At 65.8% G+C, this 17,011-nt stretch carries 16 protein-coding genes; 9 read left to right on the top strand and 7 right to left on the bottom strand.

The annotated features are described in order from the left end of the window. Positions 1 to 59: 59 nt before the first annotated feature. Positions 60 to 1,067 (bottom strand): PQQ-dependent catabolism-associated beta-propeller protein, encoded by a 1,008-nt coding sequence (locus tag AC2A04_RS13340; protein WP_484212838.1) that lies wholly within the window; start codon positions 1,065 to 1,067, stop codon positions 60 to 62. Between the two features lie 151 nt (positions 1,068 to 1,218). On the opposite strand from AC2A04_RS13340, the gene pedF reads away from it, so the two are divergent. From pedF to AC2A04_RS13360, 4 genes are all read left to right on the top strand, one after another. Beyond that, complete coding sequence (pedF, locus tag AC2A04_RS13345; protein ID WP_484212839.1) at positions 1,219 to 1,662, top strand: cytochrome c-550 PedF; 444 nt, start codon at positions 1,219 to 1,221, stop codon at positions 1,660 to 1,662. After that, positions 1,659 to 2,534: a substrate-binding periplasmic protein gene (locus AC2A04_RS13350; protein ID WP_484212840.1), complete on the top strand. Its 876-nt coding sequence runs from the start codon at positions 1,659 to 1,661 to the stop codon at positions 2,532 to 2,534. Before pedF ends, AC2A04_RS13350 begins: the two co-directional genes overlap by 4 nt. 271 nt (positions 2,535 to 2,805) lie before the next feature. Then, positions 2,806 to 4,548 (top strand): methanol/ethanol family PQQ-dependent dehydrogenase, encoded by a 1,743-nt coding sequence (locus AC2A04_RS13355; protein ID WP_484212841.1) that lies wholly within the window; start codon positions 2,806 to 2,808, stop codon positions 4,546 to 4,548. A 127-nt stretch (positions 4,549 to 4,675) separates the two neighbouring features. After that, positions 4,676 to 5,326, top strand: a complete 651-nt coding sequence (locus AC2A04_RS13360) for a response regulator (RefSeq protein ID WP_484212842.1) — start codon at positions 4,676 to 4,678, stop codon at positions 5,324 to 5,326. Here AC2A04_RS13360 and AC2A04_RS13365 read toward each other — a convergent pair. From AC2A04_RS13365 to adh, 5 genes are all read right to left on the bottom strand, one after another. Continuing rightward, entirely contained in the window at positions 5,323 to 7,536 is a 2,214-nt protein-coding gene (locus AC2A04_RS13365; protein ID WP_484212843.1) for a hybrid sensor histidine kinase/response regulator, read from the bottom strand. The genes AC2A04_RS13360 and AC2A04_RS13365 overlap by 4 nt on opposite strands. Continuing rightward, a complete protein-coding gene (locus tag AC2A04_RS13370) occupies positions 7,533 to 8,699 on the bottom strand; it encodes an FIST N-terminal domain-containing protein (RefSeq protein WP_484212844.1) in 1,167 nt (388 codons plus the stop codon). The genes AC2A04_RS13365 and AC2A04_RS13370 overlap by 4 nt, the downstream gene beginning before the upstream one ends. 58 nt (positions 8,700 to 8,757) lie before the next feature. Then, positions 8,758 to 9,183, bottom strand: a complete 426-nt coding sequence (locus AC2A04_RS13375) for a DUF779 domain-containing protein (protein ID WP_484212845.1) — start codon at positions 9,181 to 9,183, stop codon at positions 8,758 to 8,760. Next, positions 9,180 to 9,488, bottom strand: a complete 309-nt coding sequence (locus AC2A04_RS13380) for an EthD family reductase (protein ID WP_484212846.1) — start codon at positions 9,486 to 9,488, stop codon at positions 9,180 to 9,182. Before AC2A04_RS13380 ends, AC2A04_RS13375 begins: the two co-directional genes overlap by 4 nt. A 145-nt stretch (positions 9,489 to 9,633) precedes the next feature. Beyond that, positions 9,634 to 11,154 (bottom strand): aldehyde dehydrogenase, encoded by a 1,521-nt coding sequence (adh, locus tag AC2A04_RS13385; RefSeq protein WP_484212847.1) that lies wholly within the window; start codon positions 11,152 to 11,154, stop codon positions 9,634 to 9,636. A gap of 290 nt (positions 11,155 to 11,444) precedes the next feature. On the opposite strand from adh, the gene AC2A04_RS13390 reads away from it, so the two are divergent. After that, positions 11,445 to 12,884 carry a methyl-accepting chemotaxis protein gene (locus tag AC2A04_RS13390; RefSeq protein WP_484212848.1) on the top strand — a complete coding sequence of 480 codons (1,440 nt, stop codon included), beginning with the start codon at positions 11,445 to 11,447 and terminating at the stop codon, positions 12,882 to 12,884. 40 nt (positions 12,885 to 12,924) lie between these two features. On the opposite strand, the gene AC2A04_RS13395 is transcribed toward AC2A04_RS13390, so the two are convergent. Beyond that, positions 12,925 to 14,025: an acyl-CoA dehydrogenase family protein gene (locus AC2A04_RS13395; protein ID WP_484212849.1), complete on the bottom strand. Its 1,101-nt coding sequence runs from the start codon at positions 14,023 to 14,025 to the stop codon at positions 12,925 to 12,927. A 115-nt stretch (positions 14,026 to 14,140) separates the two neighbouring features. Between AC2A04_RS13395 and AC2A04_RS13400 the strand changes: the two genes are divergently transcribed. Genes AC2A04_RS13400 through AC2A04_RS13415 form a run of 4 tightly spaced genes read left to right on the top strand, consistent with a single transcriptional unit; the run spans position 14,141 to position 16,984 of the window. After that, complete coding sequence (locus tag AC2A04_RS13400) at positions 14,141 to 14,935, top strand: helix-turn-helix transcriptional regulator (RefSeq protein ID WP_484212850.1); 795 nt, start codon at positions 14,141 to 14,143, stop codon at positions 14,933 to 14,935. Positions 14,936 to 14,961: 26 nt separating this feature from the next. Next, positions 14,962 to 15,327 carry a hypothetical protein gene (locus AC2A04_RS13405; protein WP_484212851.1) on the top strand — a complete coding sequence of 122 codons (366 nt, stop codon included), beginning with the start codon at positions 14,962 to 14,964 and terminating at the stop codon, positions 15,325 to 15,327. Then, positions 15,324 to 16,406, top strand: a complete 1,083-nt coding sequence (locus AC2A04_RS13410; RefSeq protein WP_484212852.1) for an alpha/beta fold hydrolase — start codon at positions 15,324 to 15,326, stop codon at positions 16,404 to 16,406. The genes AC2A04_RS13405 and AC2A04_RS13410 overlap by 4 nt, the downstream gene beginning before the upstream one ends. Beyond that, a complete protein-coding gene (locus AC2A04_RS13415; RefSeq protein WP_484212853.1) occupies positions 16,406 to 16,984 on the top strand; it encodes an N-acetyltransferase family protein in 579 nt (192 codons plus the stop codon). The genes AC2A04_RS13410 and AC2A04_RS13415 overlap by 1 nt, the downstream gene beginning before the upstream one ends. Positions 16,985 to 17,011: the final 27 nt, after the last annotated feature.

Below are 17,011 nucleotides of genomic sequence, written 5' to 3' on the forward strand. Positions count from 1 at the left end.
ATCCATACGACTTCCGTTCGGGCTGAGCCTGTCGAAGGACGCGTGCAAACGGATGCGCATTATCGCCCCAGCGCAACCCCCCAGGGCCCGCCGCCCGCAGGGATCGTGGCGGTCACCGCCATCGCGGCAAGGTCCACCACCGAGACCGTATCGCTCGCCCCATTGGCGACGATGGCCCGCGCGCCATCGGGGGTGATCGCCAGGTGCCAGGGCCGCTCGCCCACTTTCACATAGCCGCGCACCGTGGCGGTCTTGACGTCCACCACCGCGATCGCATCGGCGCGGCCCAGTGCCACAACTGCGGTCGCGCCGTCGGGCGTGAAGCGGATACCGCAAGGCATGACCTTGTAGGCCTGCACGCCCGGCGGCGCGAAAGTAATCGTCTTTTCGACCTTGCGCGTGGCCACGTCGACCACGTGGACCGTGCCGCCCATCTCGGCCGCGATCCAGACTTTGTCGCCACCGGGGGCCCCGCCCGGGGCGAACTCGATATGGCGCGGCCTCGCGTCCGTCTCCATCTCCCCGGTCACCGTGCGCGTGGCGATGTCGATCCAGCTGACCGCATTGTCCTCCTCGCTCGTGACCAGCAGCCACTTGCCGTCCGGGCTCTGCGCCACACCCTCGGGCTCATCGCCCACCGCCACCTGCCAGGCCACCGTGCGCGTGTTGAGATCAACCGCCGTCACCGCAGCATTGTCCTCGTTTGCCACGAACAGCAAGTCGCCTGCATAACTTGCGAAGAACTGCTCGGGATCTGCGCCCGATGGCAGCGTGGCAATCAGCGCGCCACTGGCCGGATCGCGCACTTCGACCGCGTTGTCGGCGCTTGCCGCTACCAGCAGGTGCTTGCCATCGCGCGTCAAGGTGATCCCGCGCGGACGCTTGCCCACCGGCCATTCGCCAATCACCTTGCCCGCGCCGACGTCGACCACGCTCACGGTCGAGGACCGCTCGTTGCTGATCCACGCTGTCTGTGCTGCAGCATCGCCTGCAGCAATCGGGCCTGCAGCAATCGTGGCCGACGCGGCCAGCAATGCCACTGTGAACGCTTTCAGTTTTCTCTCCATGCAAACAGGATATGCCGAACCCCGCCTGAATGAAATGACACCTAAGTCTTGTACCATGGTCCTATTGGGCCGTCCCCCATGGCTTTGTTACACCGGGGCAATCTTGGGGCGGACATGCCTTCGCACCCATGTCGCAGAGGATACCTGAGTGATGACGATCCCCCTCGGCCGCGCTGCCCTGCTGGCGGCGGCTGCCCTTGCAACCGGAGCCATCGCGTCGAGCCTTTCGGCCCACGGCAACGTCACCCCGCAGGCGGTCGATACTACCGCCCTGCCCGATCTGACCGGCGGCAACGATACCTGGGTCGCGGTCAATCCCTATCGCGGAAACGCCAAGGCCATGGAAATCGGCCAGTCGGCCTATGGCCAGAACTGCGCGCGCTGCCACGGCCTCGATGCCATCTCGGGCGGCATCGCGCCCGACCTGCGCTACCTCGAGATCGGCGATGCGGGCGATGAATGGTTCATCGAACGCTTTCGCCACGGCTCGAGCCACGATGGCAAGGTCTACATGCCGCCATTCGGCGAGGTGCTCGGCCAGAAGGCCGGTTGGGCGATCCGCACATGGATCGAAACCAAGCACACCGACGAATGAGCGCAAGGGCCGCCAGCCGCAGGCAATTCCTGGCAGGGGCGGCGGCAGCCACGGCCGCCTTGTCCTTGCCCGCCACGATCAGGGCTGCTCCACTGGAGAAGGTCAAGGACCTCGGAGTCCTTCGGGTCGGACTCTATGCGGACAACCGGCCCTGGTCGTGGGACGCTTCGGGCAAGGTCGCCGGGATCGATGCCGACATCGCCCGCGCCCTTGCCACGGGGCTCGGCCTGCGCGCCGACCTGCAGCTTTTCACCGCCGATGACGATCTATCGGGTGATTTGCGCAATGTCGTGTGGCGCGGCGGGTTGCTCGGCTTCCAGCCCTGCGACGTGATGCTGCACGTGCCGTTTGATCGCCAGATCATGCAGGCCGAGGACAATTGCGTGTTCCTCGCGCCCTATTACCGCGAAACCTTCGGCGCGGCCTGTTCAGCCGATGGCGGCAATTGCGAGGCCAATCCGGCCAGCTTCAAGGGCCGCCCCATCGCGGCAGAGCTGGCATCGATCCCCGATTTCTACCTTCTCGGCCATGCCGGCGGCGCGCTCGCCAAGGACCTCGTCCACCTGCCCAACGGCTATGCTGCCGCGGCCATGCTGGTCGAGGGCAAGGCTGATTTCAGCGTTGCCACCACCGCGCAGATTCAGGCCGTCGTCGCCGATCATCCCGATGCCGGGATCAAGGTGCGCAAGGGGCCCCTGCCGCTGATGATGTCGCCCGGTTGGGACATCGGCATCGCGGTCAAGGAAAACTCGCGCAATCTCGGCTTTGCGCTGGACGAGTTGATCGAGACAATGATCACCGATGGCCGGATGAAGGACATCTTCGCCACGCACGGCGTCGCCTGGCGCCCGGCACTGGCCGCGCAGGCCTGACCACGCTTCACGCCCCCGGGCGGGAGGGGGAGCGGGGGCACCGTCTGCGACCGGTGTCCCCCCGAACCGTCTGCCAGGTGCAGGCGCGATGCTGCGCAGCATCGAGATCGCACCCCTGCACAAAAGGCCTCATCCCAAGGTGCAATTGTGCGCCCCTGCCCAGCAGATAGGTTGCCATTCGACGACGGGAAAGTTTGCGGCGCGTCAGGGGATATGCCCCGCAATGCGCAAAGGCCCGTAGCCACAAGAACCCCATAAGAGGAGGGACAGGATGAAGCGGCGTTTTTCATATCTCATCGCGGGGCTTGCAGCAGCAACCAGCCTCGTCTCGGTGCCGGTCGTGGCAGCAGGCCCGACCAGCGCGGACATCGCGGCCGATGCCAACACCCCCGGCGACGTCATCAGCTACGGCATGGGTCCGTGGCAGCAGCGCTTCAGCACGCTCGACAAGCTCAACGCGCAGAACGTCAAGGGCCTCGTCCCCGTGTTCGCGGCATCGCTGGGCGGCGAAAAGCAGCGCGGCCAGGAATCGCAGCCGCTCGTCTATGACGGGACAATCTACGTCACCGGCTCGTACTCGCGCCTCTTCGCGTTCGATGCGCGCACCGGCGAGAAGAAGTGGGAATACAACGCCCGTCTGCCCGACGGCATCATGCCCTGCTGCGACGTGGTCAACCGCGGCGCCGCGATCCACGGCGACAAGGTCATCTTCGCCACGCTCGATGCGCACCTCGTCGCGCTCGATCGCCACACCGGCAAGGTCATCTGGAACAAAAAGCTGGCCGATTACCAGGCCGGCTATTCAGCTACCGCCGCGCCGCTGATCGTCAAGGACATGGTCATCACCGGCAATTCGGGCGGTGAATTCGGCATCATCGGCGAAGTCTCGGCGCGCAACGTCGAAACCGGCGAGCTGATCTGGACGCGCCCGACCATCGAAGGCCACATGGGCACCCGCAACGGCCAGCCCGGCACGATGACCGGCAAGCTCAATGCCTCGTGGACCGGCGACCTGTGGAAGACCGGCGGCGGCGCCACCTGGCTTGGCGGCACCTACGATCCATCCACCAACCTGCTCTACTTCGGCACCGGCAACCCGGGGCCATGGAACAGCAACCTGCGCCCCGGCGACAACCTCTACACCGCCTCGACGCTGGCGATCGACGCCGACAGCGGCGAGATCAAGTGGCACTACCAGACCACACCGCACGATGGCTGGGATTTCGACGGCGTGAACGAGTTCATTCCGTTCGACGCAACGCTCAAGGGCAAGCCGATGAAGCTCGGCGCCAAGGCCGATCGCAACGGCTACTTCTACGTGCTCGACCGTACCAACGGCAAGCTGATGGGCGCGCACAAGTTCGTCATGCAGACGACCTGGGCCAACGGCATCGACCTCAAGACTGGACGCCCGAACTTCGTGCCCGAGAACCGCCCCGGCGCTCCCAACGGCGCGGAAAAGGGCAAGTCGGTCTTCGCCAGCCCGTCGTTCCTCGGCGGCAAGAACTGGATGCCGATGGCCTTCTCGCAGGATACCGGCCTGTTCTACGTGCCCAGCAACGACTGGGGCATGGACATCTGGAACGAACCGATCGCCTACAAGAAGGGCGCGGCCTACCTCGGTGCCGGCTTCACCATCAAGCCGATTGCCGAAGACCACATCGGCGCGCTGCGCGCCATGGACCCGACCACCGGCAAGATCGTGTGGGAATACAAGAACAAGGCCCCGCTGTGGGGTGGCGTTCTGGCCACGCGTGGCAACCTGGTGTTCACCGGCACGCCCGAAGGCTACCTCAAGGCCTTCGACGCCAAGACCGGACAGGAACTGTGGAAGTTCCAGACCGGTTCGGGCGTGGTCGGCTCGCCCGTGACCTGGGAACAGGACGGCGAACAGTACGTCGCGGTCATGTCGGGCTGGGGCGGCGCGGTTCCGCTGTGGGGTGGCGAAGTCGCCAAGACCTTCAAGGAAATCAGCCAGGGCGGTTCGCTCTGGGTGTTCAAGCTGCCGAAGTAACGCACAAATCGGAGCGCCGGGGCCTCACGGCTCTGGCGCTCCCCTCCCTCCCCGGGTAGAAAGCAAGACCGACGTGGCCGCACTGCCGCACTCCGCCGCACCGACATTAGCCTTTGGGGACAGCTTGATGGCACAGATCGCCAGCCCCGACCGGGTGCTGATAGTCGACGATCACTCGCTGGTGCGCGATGGCCTGCGCTCGGTCTTCGACGATGCCTTCCCGGCCTGCACGATCCTCGAGGCCGACAGTCTCGAAGCCGCGCTGCGCACACTGGCCGAAGAGGGCGACGTCGATCTCGTCCTGCTCGATCTCAACATCCCCGATGTCTCGCACCTTTCCGGGCTCGAAGCGCTGCGCGACCGCTTCCCCGCCACCCCGGTCGTGATGGTCTCGGGCGTCACCGACCGCAAGACCGTGCGCGATGCGCTGGCGGCAGGTGCCGCAGGCTTCGTGCCCAAGTCATTGAAGCGCGCCGCCATCGTCGATGCGCTGGTCCAGGTCCTCTCGGGCGAAATCTACATGCCCGAACTCGAAGGCGATGATTCCGCCGCCGCCGAAGAGGACATGATCCGCACCCGCATCGACAGCCTGACCCCGCAACAACGCGTCGTCCTCGGCCATCTCGTCGCCGGCCGCCTCAACAAGCAGATCGCCTACGAACTCGACGTATCGATGACCACGGTCAAAGCCCACGTCTCGGCCATCCTGCAAAAGATGAACGTCTTCTCCCGCACCCAGGCCGTCATCATGGCCAGCAAGATCGGCTTCAAGGGCTAGAGCACCTCGAGCTGTCGCAATAGCGCCCGAAGTTGCGCCGGCTTCACCGGCTTGTTCAGCACCGGCAGCGAGAGGTCGGCGAAGAGGGCTTTGGTTTCCTCGGCGCGGTCGGCGGTGATGACCATTGCGGGGATGTCGCGCCCGGCCTTTTCCCGCAGCATGGCGATGGCAGCGTCGCCGGTCAGGCCGTCGTCGAGCTGGTAGTCGACGATCAGCATGGCGGGCCCCTGCGCCAGCGCGGCAGTCGCCACGGCATCGGCCGGATCGGGTGTGGTGATCACTTCCAGCCCCCAGTTTTCCAGCAGGGCTTCCATGCCGGAAAGGATCGCCGGATCGTTGTCGATCACCAGCACCAGACCGCCTGAGCCCGAGGACGGCAGGGCAGCAGGTTCGTCGACGGTCACCACGGGCGCCGGCGCCACGCGCGGCAGCGTGATCGAGAAAGCAGAGCCCCGGCCCGGCTCGGATTGAAGATCTATGGCGTGGCCCAACATGGTCGATACGCGGCGGACAATGGCAAGGCCGAGCCCCTTGCCCGGAATCTTCTGCGTACGGCCGACCCGGCGGAATTCCTCGAAGATCTCCTCGCGATCCTCCATTGCGATGCCCGGCCCGGTGTCGCGCACCGTCACCACCACCGCATCATCGCGTTCCAGCACCTCGACCGCCACTGCGCCCGCCTCGGTATAGCGGATCGCGTTGGAGACGAAGTTCTGCAGCACGCGGCGCAGCAGTCGCGCGTCCGAACGCACCCAAAGCGCCGTCTCGGGCACGTCGAAGGCAAGGCTCCCGGCCGCCGCGAGCGGCGTAAACTCCACGCGCAGCGCGTTGAAGATCGATCCCAGCGAGAGCCCGACGAACTCCGGCTGGATCGCGCCTGCATCAAGCCGCGAAATCTCGAACAGCGCCTCGAGCAGGTCTTCGACCGAATCCAGCGCGGTCGAAGTCTGCTGCACCAGCGCGCGCGGTCGTTCCGGCAGGGCATGGCCGTCCATCGCCGAGACGAACAGGCGCGCGGCATTGAGCGGCTGCAGCAGGTCATGGCTTGCGGCGGCAAGGAAGCTCGTCTTCGAACGGTTGGCGCTCTCGGCCTCGTTCTTGGCCTCGACCAGTTGGCGGTTTACCTCGATCAGTTCGGCGGTGCGCTCGCTCACCCGCTTTTCCAGAGTCTCCGCGGTCTCGGTCAGCGAGCGCTGCAACCGCACGTGGTCGGTCACGTCGTCAAAAGTGAACACCATCCCGCCATTGATCAGCGGCACCGAGCGGATCACGAAATTGCGGCTGCCGATCAGGCAATCGGCCGACAGCCGCTGGGTCGTGCCATGCCGCCAGTCGAGCGCCTGCGGGCAATCGAGCCCCAGCCCCTCGACGCACCACGCCACCAGCGCCGCATGGTCGTCGACCCGCGTCGCGCCCTCGCCCAGAGCCAGCACGCGCACCAGGCCCTCGTTCGAGGCCTGCATCCGCCGCTGCGCATCGAACAGGCAGACGCCTTCGGACAGTGTGTCGAGCGTCGCCTGCAGGGCAAGATTGCGCTCGGCCAGTTCGAGGGCGCGCTGCCGTGCGTCCTCGGCCTTGACCTGGGTGATGTCGGTATAGATGCCGACGATGCCGCCGTCGCTGGTGCGGATCTCGTTGATCTGGATCCAGCGCCCGTCGCTCAGCGCCTGGACATGCGCGCCTTCGGCACGGCGGTGGCGGTCCACGCGGTCGCGCAGCCAGCGCTCGGGCGCGATCTTCGATCCCACGGTCGCGCCGGTATTGGCCAGGCGGATCGCCAGTTCCGAAAACTCGGGCGAAGCTTCGGAGATTTCCTCGAACGAGGGAAAGATGCGGATGAACGCGCGGTTGCACAGGATCATCCGGTCGTCGGCATCGAACAGCGCGAACCCGTCGTTCAGCGATTCGATGGCGTCGCGCAGCAGCACCCTTGCCGCGGTCGCGTCCTCGTTGGCGGCGGCCAGTTCGGCGATCACGCGGTTCAGTTCGCTCATCGCCGTCTCGAGCGCGCTGGTGCGGTCGCGCACCACCGATTCCAGCGCGATCGCGGTCTCGAACATCGAGAACGCCCCGCCCTCCATGTCGATCGACCGCTCGACCCGGTCCATCAGCGCGGCGTTGATCTTTTCGAGCTGGCGCACGCGCGCCTGCAGCCGCTCGACTTCGCTCTCGCCCTGGCGCGTGGCCGGCAGTGCGATGCCGCCGCTCATCGCCCGACCGCAAGCCCGGTGAAGGTCTGGTTCATGTGCGCCGCACGGAACTGCTCGCCATATGTGTTGAACCCGAAGACGCGGTTGGCAACGTACATCTGCGATACCGCGCGCGCCTGCTGGCGGTCCTCGGCGTCCAAACGGTTGAGCACGCAGTCAAAGCCGATGACATGATCGATCGCGCCCACCTTGCGCTCGATCTCGGCAAACAGCTCCTCCATCGCCGCGATGCGGTCCACCGGCTCGCCCAGCGAAAGCACCACGCCGTTGTCGATCGCGCAGTAGAACGTCAGCGAGCCGTCGGGATTGGCCGACTGGATCGAGCGCACATGAACCTGGCCCCCCGTTCGCACGATCGGCGGATGGGCGGCGAAGAAATGCGCGTCCAGCACCGAGGACGGATTGCCCGACAGCCGCCGGTATTCCTCCGCCGCGGGCGCTGCATTGATTTCATAGACCGTGCGCGATTCAGGATCTGCCTCGGTTATGACCATCTTCGACGGGCCGGGGCGGTAGAAGTTGGTGCAGAACACGTGGAGCGGGCGCCGGCTCGTCAGCAGCACGATCACTGCCGCATCGGCATGGAACGCGCCGTCGTGCAGCACCGCAGTGTCCTTGAACGACAGGCCATCGCCGCCCGATCCGCCGATGAGCTGGATGTCGCCCAGCGCGTGCTGCGCGGTCATCGTCAGCAGCTCCTCGCGGTGCGAAAGGCCGTCGACGAAGAACAGCGCCACCTGATGCAGCCTGTCCTCCCCCCGCCCCCCGTCACCCTGCCTCTCGCGCCGCTCGGTCGCCACCAATTGGCGGATCGCGCCCTGCGCCGCCTGCGCATCGAAATTGTCGAGATCGTCGAAATGGAGCGAGGCGACCGAGAACACCTCCTGCGGAAAGCCGATCAGCACGATCGCGTTGGTATCGTATCCGCGCTCGGCCAGTTCGCCCGCGCTGGTGCAGCCGAACAGCGGCACGTCGGGCAATTGCGCGGCCAGTTCGCGCGCCAGTGCGTCGCGCGGATAGGCGTTCGAACAGAACAGCAGCGCACCGGCCAGCCGCACCCGGCCCACCGCTGCGGCCAGCTCGGCCACCGCGCGCGCAGGATCGGGGCTGCGCGATGTGCACGCCACCAGCCGCTGGTCGTCGAGATCAACCTGCAAGGTCATCATTGTCTCCCGGAGGACGGCACCTCTTGTGCGGGCACCTTGTCCTTGTACTTCAACTCTATGCCGCGGTCAGGCTGCCGCCAAGGACATATGTGTCGCCGCGAACCGGCTCGCCTGCCTGTGCCAGTGCGGTGGCCTCGTCGTCGGTGAACACGCGGCTGCGCACCACGAAGCGCACCCCCTCGGGCGCCTCGAGGCTCATCCCCGCGCCGCGCCCAGGCACAACGTCGATCGTCACCTGGGTGTGCCGCCAGTATTCGAACTGCGCCGCGCCGATCCACACCGGAACGTCGGCGTGGACCAGACCGAGCAATACGTCCTGCCCGCCCACGCGAAATTCGCCCGCCACGAAGCACATCGGCGCAGACCCGTCGCAGCACCCGCCGGACTGGTGGAACATCAGCGGCCCGTGGCGCGCCTTCAACCGCGCGATCCACGCATCGGCGGCAGGGCTCGTCAGCACGCGGGCCGGAATGTTGCTCATTCCGCCTGCGATACCATGATGGTCGCACCGCCCGTCGCGAAGTTGGCGATGTCGGCGGTCGCCGCCTGCGCCTCGGGCGAGGCCATCGACGCCGCCATTGTCGCGGCATCGGCAAACCAGATCTGGGTCAGGCGGTAATAGGGTGGCGCGCTGCCATCGGGCCCTGGCAGGCCCTTGAGCAGCACGACCTTGTCGACCGAAGGGATCTTGCCCGCGATCGGCATGTGCGTTCCAAGGTAATAGTCCTCGAACGCCGCCGGGTCGGTCGGCGCGTGATACAGGACATTGACTACGATCTGCGACATGGCTTGATCCTCTCACGGTTGCCGGGTCAGTCTCGCGCTCTTGCGGCGCCTTGGCAATACAACGGCCATTGGCGCGGGCGGGGCCTGTGCCCCCGCGCCGCGCCTTCCTGGCTCCACACCATTGCCCTTCCCGAAACGGGAAGGATCAGAAGAACCCGAGCTTCTTCGGGCTGTAGCTGACCAGCAGGTTCTTGGTCTGCTGGTAGTGGTCGAGCATCATCTTGTGCGTCTCGCGCCCGATGCCCGACTGCTTGTAGCCGCCGAATGCCGCGTGCGCGGGATAGGCGTGATAGCAGTTGGTCCACACGCGCCCGGCCTGGATGCCGCGCCCGAAACGATAGGCCCGCGTCCCGTCGCGGGTCCACACGCCGGCGCCAAGGCCATAGAGCGTGTCATTGGCAATGCTCAGCGCTTCCTCGTCGGACGAGAACTTGGTCACGGCCAGCACCGGACCGAAGATTTCCTCCTGGAACACGCGCATCTTGTTGTGGCCTTCGAGCACGGTCGGCTGCACGTAATAGCCGCTCGCCAGTTCGCCCTCGTGCATCGCGCGTTCGCCGCCGGTCAGCACCTTGGCGCCTTCGTCACGGCCGATCTGGATGTAGCTGAGGATCTTCTCCATCTGGTCGTTCGATGCCTGCGCCCCGATCATCGTCGATGCATCGAGCGGGCTGCCCAGCTTGATCGCCTCGACGCGGGCAATCGCCTTCTCGATGAAGCGGTCGTAGATCGATTCATGCACGAGCGCGCGGCTCGGGCAGGTGCAGACCTCGCCCTGGTTGAGCGCGAACATGGTGAACCCTTCGAGCGCCTTGTCGAGGAAGTCGTCGTCCTGGTCCATCACGTCGGCAAAGAAGATGTTCGGGCTCTTGCCGCCGAGTTCCAGCGTGCACGGGATCAGGTTTTCGCTGGCGTACTGCATGATCAGGCGGCCGGTCGTGGTCTCGCCCGTAAACGCGATCTTCGAGATGCGCTTGTTGGTCGCGAGCGGCTTGCCCGCCTCGATGCCGAAGCCGTTGACGACATTGAGCACGCCCGGCGGCAGCAGATCGCCGATCAGGTCCATCACCACCAGGATCGACATCGGGGTCTGCTCGGCCGGCTTCAGGACCACGCAGTTGCCCGCCGCGATTGCCGGCGCCAGCTTCCACGCCGCCATCAGGATCGGGAAGTTCCACGGGATGATCTGGCCGACCACGCCCAGCGGTTCGTGGAAGTGATAGGCCACGGTGTCGTGGTCGATCTCGGCGATCGAGCCTTCCTGCGCCCGCACGCAGGCGGCGAAGTAGCGGAAGTGGTCGATTGCCAGCGGAATGTCGGCGGCAGTCGTCTCGCGGATCGGCTTGCCGTTGTCGATCGTCTCGACCATCGCGATCAGATCGAGGTTTGCCTCCATCCGGTCCGCGATCCTGAGCAGCACGTTCGAGCGCTCGGTGGTCGATGCCCGCCCCCACGCCTCCTTGGCGGCATGGGCGGCGTCGAGCGCCAGTTCGATGTCCTCGGCGGTGCCACGCGCCACCTGGCACACCACCTGCCCGGTTACCGGCGAGATATTGTCGAAGTATTCCCCGCGCACCGGCGCGACCCACTGGCCGCCGATGTAGTTTTCAAACTTGTCGCGAATGAGCGAGCTGCCGGCAAATTTGCCCATGGCCTGTTCCAACATCCCCGGTCCTCCAGATTGTTTATTTGACGAGATCGTGAGGCACCTTGCTCCCCGCCAGTGCGCTCGCCAATTGTACCTTGGGACGATGGGGCGTTGGACATGTCGAAACACGCCGACGCACGGCGGACCGCGTGACTCTCAAGCTTCCCCGACATGCTTTACGTCGCGCTACCGGAACTGGTTAATCCCGAAGGGTTCGGGGTTAAGGTGTCGCGACTACCACGACCGCGACTCATTCTTATGACTGCACGGTCGAATGTACAGGTTGCAATAAAACCTGGGAGGGTCCCGTGCTGCAATGGTTCGAAGCTGAAGCCCCCATCCGCGTAAAGATCCGCACGCTCTCTATCGCACTGCTGCTTGCCGCATCGGTCAATCTTGGCGGTGCGGTGCTGGCGTGGTCGATGCCATCGTCCGCGGTCCCGATCGCGGCAAGTGCCGCCTGCATCGGCATGGTGCTTGTCGCAATCATCATGAGGCTGGCCGCCGAACGCATCTGCCGCCCCTACGTTGATACCGTGCTCCGCATGGAAGCGCTTGCCGACGGGGATACAAGCAGCCCGATCGCTTACACGCACCATTCCGATTGCGTGGGCCGGATGACCAAGGCCATGAGCACCTTCCGCGACAACGCCATTGCCATCGAACAACTCGATCACGCACAAAAGCAGGTGATCCACATGATGAACGATGCGCTCCTCCGTCTTTCCGAGAACGACTTGACCGCGACGATCGTCGAGCCCTTTCCCGGCGACTATGAAGCCCTCCGCCTCAGCTACAACAAGAGCATCGCCAGCATTTCGCTTACGCTCGATTCGATCCGCTCGATGTCGGTTCACGTCCTTCGCGGCGGCGGCGAGATCAACGAGGCCTCCGCAGACCTTGCCCAGCGCAACGAACGCCAGGCCGCCAATCTGCAACGTGCCGCCAGTTCCATGAACGAGGTGACCGCCGCCCTCTCGACCACGGCCGACCGTGCCCGCGAGGCCAATCTGTCGATTGCGAGCGTGGTCAGCCGGACGCTCGAAGGCCAGTCCATCGCCGCCTCGGCCACCAGCTCGATGCAGGAAATCGAGCGGTCATCCGCGGAAATATCGCGCATTGTCGGGCTGATCGACGGCATCGCCTTCCAGACCAACCTGCTCGCGCTCAATGCAGGGGTCGAAGCGGCCCGCGCGGGAGAGGCCGGGCGCGGCTTTGCCGTCGTCGCCACCGAGGTCCGCGCGCTGGCCCAGCGCTGCGCCGATGCCGCGCGCGACATCAAGATGCTTGTCGAGACCAGCTCCAACGCAGTCTCGCAAGGTGTTACCACGGTCGAGAACACCCGCGAGGTGCTGGTGGAACTCTGCGCGCGCATGACCGAGATCGATACGTTCATCACCGATGTCGCAAGCAAGACCGGCAATCAGGTGGCCAGCCTGCGTGAGGTCAACGCCAATGTTGCCGAGATGGACCAGTTGACGCAGCAGAACGCCGCGATGGTCGAAGAGTCCGCCGCCGCCGCGCGCAGTCTTGCCGAACAGGCCAATACTCTATCGGCCAGCGTTGCGGCCTTCCGCACCGCGAACGCCCCGGATCAGGGACAGGCTTGGGTGCCCGCACCGATGACCGTCCCGACCCGCCATGCTCAGGGCGCCCCAACCGGCAGTGGAGTGCTCAAGCTGCGCGGGTCCGCACCGGTCGCCCGCGCAGGCAACCTCGCAGTGGCGCAGGACTGGTCGGACTTCTGATACGCCCGGCCAGGGTCGATAATGCCAAGCCGGGGTGCGCTCAGGCCACCCCGGCGAACCTGTCGAGTGCCACCTGCGGATCGTCGGGCCAGCGCGACAGTACCAGCAGGCGCTTGTGGCCGTGGCCGATGAACAGTTCGTCGGTCACGCCCATCCCGCCGTGGAACTGGATCATCTCGTGGCCCAACTCCACGCTGGCAGGCGCGATGAATGCGCGCAGGCCCTGCACGGCCTGGGCAAAATCGTCCGAACCCTGCCGAACAATAGCCAGGTCCAGCAGCGCGCGGCTCTGTTCGATCACCGCATATTGCGCGGCCATGCGATGCTGGATCGCCTGGAAGCTGCCCAGCCGCACCCCGAACTGCTCGCGCGTGCGCAAGTAGTCGAGCGTGGCCTCGAACAGCCGCTCCATGATCCCCAGCGTCTCGGCAGAGCGCGCCAGCGAGGCCAGCACTTCGTTGGCGGCGATGTCGTCGAGCGTGCCGCCAAGCCGCATCGCCGGCGTGGCGTCCAGCGTCAGCGATACCGCAACGCTGCCGTCGGCCATCCGCCACGGATTGAGCGCCAGCCCCGGCGCATCGGCCGCGACGAGATAGAGGGCAACGCCGCTGGCATCGGTCGGCGCGCCGCTTTCGCGCGCGCTGACGATATAGCCCGCCACGCCCGCGCCTGCCGGCACGCAGGACTTGGTGCCGGTCAGCGACCCTTGCCCGCCGACGCGCGTGTCCACGAACGTGCGCCCGCCCCGCGCACCATGTTCGGCATGGGCCAGCGCAAGCCGGCTGCGCCCCATTGCCAACGCTTCCATCCATTGCCCGCGCACAGCCTCGTCGCCCACGCGCTCGAGCAGGCGGGCGGCGACCAGCACGTTCTCGATCAGCGGCTCGACCACCAGCCCGCGGCCCAGCGCCTCGAACACCGTGGCAATCGCGGTCGCGTCCAGCGCCATCCCGCCGCTCTCGAGTCCGAGCGGCGCGGCAACCAGCCCGAGCTCGGAGAGAAGCGCCCACATCTGCACGGAATAGCCGTCTGCGCCAGCCAGATAGCTCCGGCGGCGCTCCAGGTCCTGATAGTGATCGTCGACGAAGCGCTCGGCCAGCGCCTTCAGCATCTCTTCGTCTTCGTTCAGGTCGAAATTCACGCCCCTCTCCTTGAACGCGACCTCTATCACCGTCCCACGTGCCGCCACGCTGGGCAAAAGACTAGGCGATTTTGCCAATACCGTCGTTGTTTACCAACCGCGCGACCGGTATGACATGCCCATAAGAACAGGAGAGGTCTTCGTGCTGCTTTCGGTCGAATCCATCGACGCCGTCCGGATCATCGGTCCGCAGGACGTGCGCCGCGCGGCCGAGGAGCTTCACCAGATCGCCATGGCGGCGGGCATGCGCGCCGCGCCTGCGCACGATATTGCCGACAAACGCACCCCGGTCGATGCCGACGGCAACATCCTCGCACGCGACGTTTTCGGGTGGAACGATGAAAAGGTGTGGTGGCGCAATTCGCGCATCGCGCTCGATTCGCCGCTGACCTCGGCCTGCCGGTTCGAGAGCGAGCCGTTCTGGGTCAACGCCAACGGGTTCCACACCCGCCAGCCCAATCACTACCTTACCGCAATCGACCTCACCAATTTCGAGACGCGCGCGATGACCCGCGCCGCCATCGTCGTGCCGGTGCACCTGCCCTTCGGCCAGATTGGCGCGGTGAGCTTCAACCCGCTCGATCAGGACCTGACAGAGCTTGACGACGTCTTCCTCGAAAACGGCGATGCGCTGGGCATCTATGCGCGCACCTTCATCGCCAGCTACGTTCACGCGATGGGGTCGGCCCAGGCCCTGCCATCCGCCTCGCGCCTGTCCAAGCGCGAAGTCGAATGCCTGCGCTGGGCCGCGATCGGCAAGACCGACCTCGAAATCTCGATGATCATGAGCCGCAGCCGCGCCACCGTGCGCTTCCACATTCACAATGCCTCGATGAAGCTCAACGCGGTCAACCGCAGCCAGACCGTCTTCAAGGCCGCCCAGCTCGGCTACATCTCGCTCGCCACCTGAACCACTCTCCCATCGGAGCCCCGCGCATGAGCCAGACCCCGTTCGATCCCGTCGCCCAGTGGCAGCAGATGGTCCAGAAATGGGAGCAGGAGATCAACAGCTGGTCCGGCAAGCTGACCGAGAGCGAGCAGTTCAGCGCGATGATGGGACAGGCAACCAAGGTCCAGCTCGTCGCGCAGCGCGCCTTTGCCGAACAGATGGAAAACCTGCTCAAGAACCTCAACCTGCCAAGCAAGAGCCAGGTCGAGGCCCTGTCCGAACGGCTTGATGGGCTGGAGGATTCGATCGACCGGGTGCGCCTCGCGATCGAGTCGCTGGCCGGAAAGACCGCTGCCGCCCCGCCGCCGCCAGAGCCGCGCCGCACGCGCAAGCCGGATGCCGCGAAGGGATGAGCGAGGCCGATCCGCTTTCTCCCGAAGCCATTGCCGAGCGCGTCCGCCGCGATGTCGACCGCGCGATAAAGCGCAACATCAAGGGTCTCGAATTCCTTGCGGCTGGCCGCGCCGAAGTGGGCGCGATGGCCAAGGACCTGGTCCACCGCGAAGGCACCGCGCTGCTCTATCGCTACCGCCCGCTGGTCGACGAGATCTACCGCCTGCCGCTGCTGATCGTCTCGCCGCCGTCGAACAAGGGCTACATCTTCGATCTCGCGCCGGGCCAGTCGATGGTCGAATATCTGCTCGGGCGCGGGTACGATGTGTTCAATCTCGATTGGGCCCCGCCCCGCCGCGACGAAGCGCACCTTGCCATCACCGACTATGTCGACCGTTTCATTCCCGATGCGCTGGCGAAGATCGCGGAGATCACCGGAGAGCGCGAGGCGAGCCTTGCCGGCTATTGCATGGGCGGCACGCTCGCCACGATTCACGCCGCGCTCCATGCCGGCAACGGCGTTGCCAACCTCATCCTCTTTGCCACGCCCGTCGATTTCACCCACATGCACCTCTTCCAGAAGTGGGCCGACAAGCGCCACTTCGATGTCGACGAGGTGGTCGACCGGCTCGGCGTGATCCCGCCCGAGATCATGCTCGGCGCCTTCGATCTTGCTCGCCCGGCCAACCGCACCGCCGGAAGGATGACGCTGTGGACCAACATGTGGAACGACGAATTCGTCCGCTCCTACCGCATGTTCGATCGCTGGGCCGCCGAGACCCTGCCCGTCCCCGGCGAATACTTCCGCCAGCAGATCAAGCACCTGATGTGGGAAAACGCGCTCGCCACGGGCACGCTCGAGATCGCCGGCCGCCGCGCCGATCTCGGCAATATCGCGGTGCCCATCCTCAACATCGTCGCCCAGCACGATCACATCGTCAGCCACGAGGCCACCCAGCCGCTCAAGGAACTGACGGCGACGCCCGACTATCACGAAATCATCTCGAAGGGCGGCCACGTGAGCCTCGTGGCCGGTCCTGCAGCGCTGCGCCGCCTGTGGCCGCTGATCGACGAATGGCTCGGCAAGAGGTCAGTCTGATGTCCGATACCCCCGCCTATCCCCGCAGCGTTGCCGCAGGCACGCGCACCATCACCCTGCGTCTGCTCGAACGTGCCGATGCCGATGCCCTGCTGGCCTTCGCGCAAGGATTGCCACCCCACGATCTGCTGTTCCTGCTGCGCGACATCCGCAATCCCAAGGTTGTCGCGGCATGGATCGACCAGGTCGAACGCGGCCAGATTCGCAGCCTCGTTGCGCTGGAGAGCGACCGCATCGTCGGCTGCACCGCGCTCGCGCGCGACGAGCTGAGCTGGTCGCCCCATGTGGCAGACATCCGCATGATGATCGCGCCCGAGATGCGCGGCACGGGCTTTGGCCGGGTGCTCGCGCAGGAATGCCTCGCCATGGCCATGGCCGACGGCGTCTCCAAGCTTACCGTGCGCCTCACCCCCGATCAGGGAGCCGCGCTCAAGGTGTTCGAAGACCTGGGCTTTCTGCCCGAGGCGCTGCTGCGCGATCATGTCCGCGATGCGGCGGGCGAACTCCACGACATCGCGATCATGGCGCTCGACATCGACCGCCAGGGCGGGATGAAGTCGGCCTACGGGATGGGTTGAGCGGCGGCCTGCGGGCCGGGTCGCGCC

The sequence above is a fragment of the Novosphingobium sp. HNCC26DJ243 genome, from assembly GCF_057180545.1.

Coding starts and splice junctions, on each gene's coding strand:
- AC2A04_RS13405 (WP_484212851.1), top strand. CDS start 14,962: ATGAGCCAGACCCCGTTCGATCCCGTCGCCCAGTGGCAGCAGATGGTC.
- AC2A04_RS13340 (WP_484212838.1), bottom strand. CDS start 1,067: ATGGAGAGAAAACTGAAAGCGTTCACAGTGGCATTGCTGGCCGCGTCG.
- AC2A04_RS13370 (WP_484212844.1), bottom strand. CDS start 8,699: ATGACCTTGCAGGTTGATCTCGACGACCAGCGGCTGGTGGCGTGCACA.
- AC2A04_RS13375 (WP_484212845.1), bottom strand. CDS start 9,183: ATGAGCAACATTCCGGCCCGCGTGCTGACGAGCCCTGCCGCCGATGCG.
- AC2A04_RS13350 (WP_484212840.1), top strand. CDS start 1,659: ATGAGCGCAAGGGCCGCCAGCCGCAGGCAATTCCTGGCAGGGGCGGCG.
- pedF (WP_484212839.1), top strand. CDS start 1,219: ATGACGATCCCCCTCGGCCGCGCTGCCCTGCTGGCGGCGGCTGCCCTT.
- AC2A04_RS13365 (WP_484212843.1), bottom strand. CDS start 7,536: ATGAGCGGCGGCATCGCACTGCCGGCCACGCGCCAGGGCGAGAGCGAA.
- AC2A04_RS13400 (WP_484212850.1), top strand. CDS start 14,141: ATGCCCATAAGAACAGGAGAGGTCTTCGTGCTGCTTTCGGTCGAATCC.
- AC2A04_RS13360 (WP_484212842.1), top strand. CDS start 4,676: ATGGCACAGATCGCCAGCCCCGACCGGGTGCTGATAGTCGACGATCAC.
- AC2A04_RS13355 (WP_484212841.1), top strand. CDS start 2,806: ATGAAGCGGCGTTTTTCATATCTCATCGCGGGGCTTGCAGCAGCAACC.
- AC2A04_RS13380 (WP_484212846.1), bottom strand. CDS start 9,488: ATGTCGCAGATCGTAGTCAATGTCCTGTATCACGCGCCGACCGACCCG.
- AC2A04_RS13410 (WP_484212852.1), top strand. CDS start 15,324: ATGAGCGAGGCCGATCCGCTTTCTCCCGAAGCCATTGCCGAGCGCGTC.
- AC2A04_RS13415 (WP_484212853.1), top strand. CDS start 16,406: ATGTCCGATACCCCCGCCTATCCCCGCAGCGTTGCCGCAGGCACGCGC.
- adh (WP_484212847.1), bottom strand. CDS start 11,154: ATGTTGGAACAGGCCATGGGCAAATTTGCCGGCAGCTCGCTCATTCGC.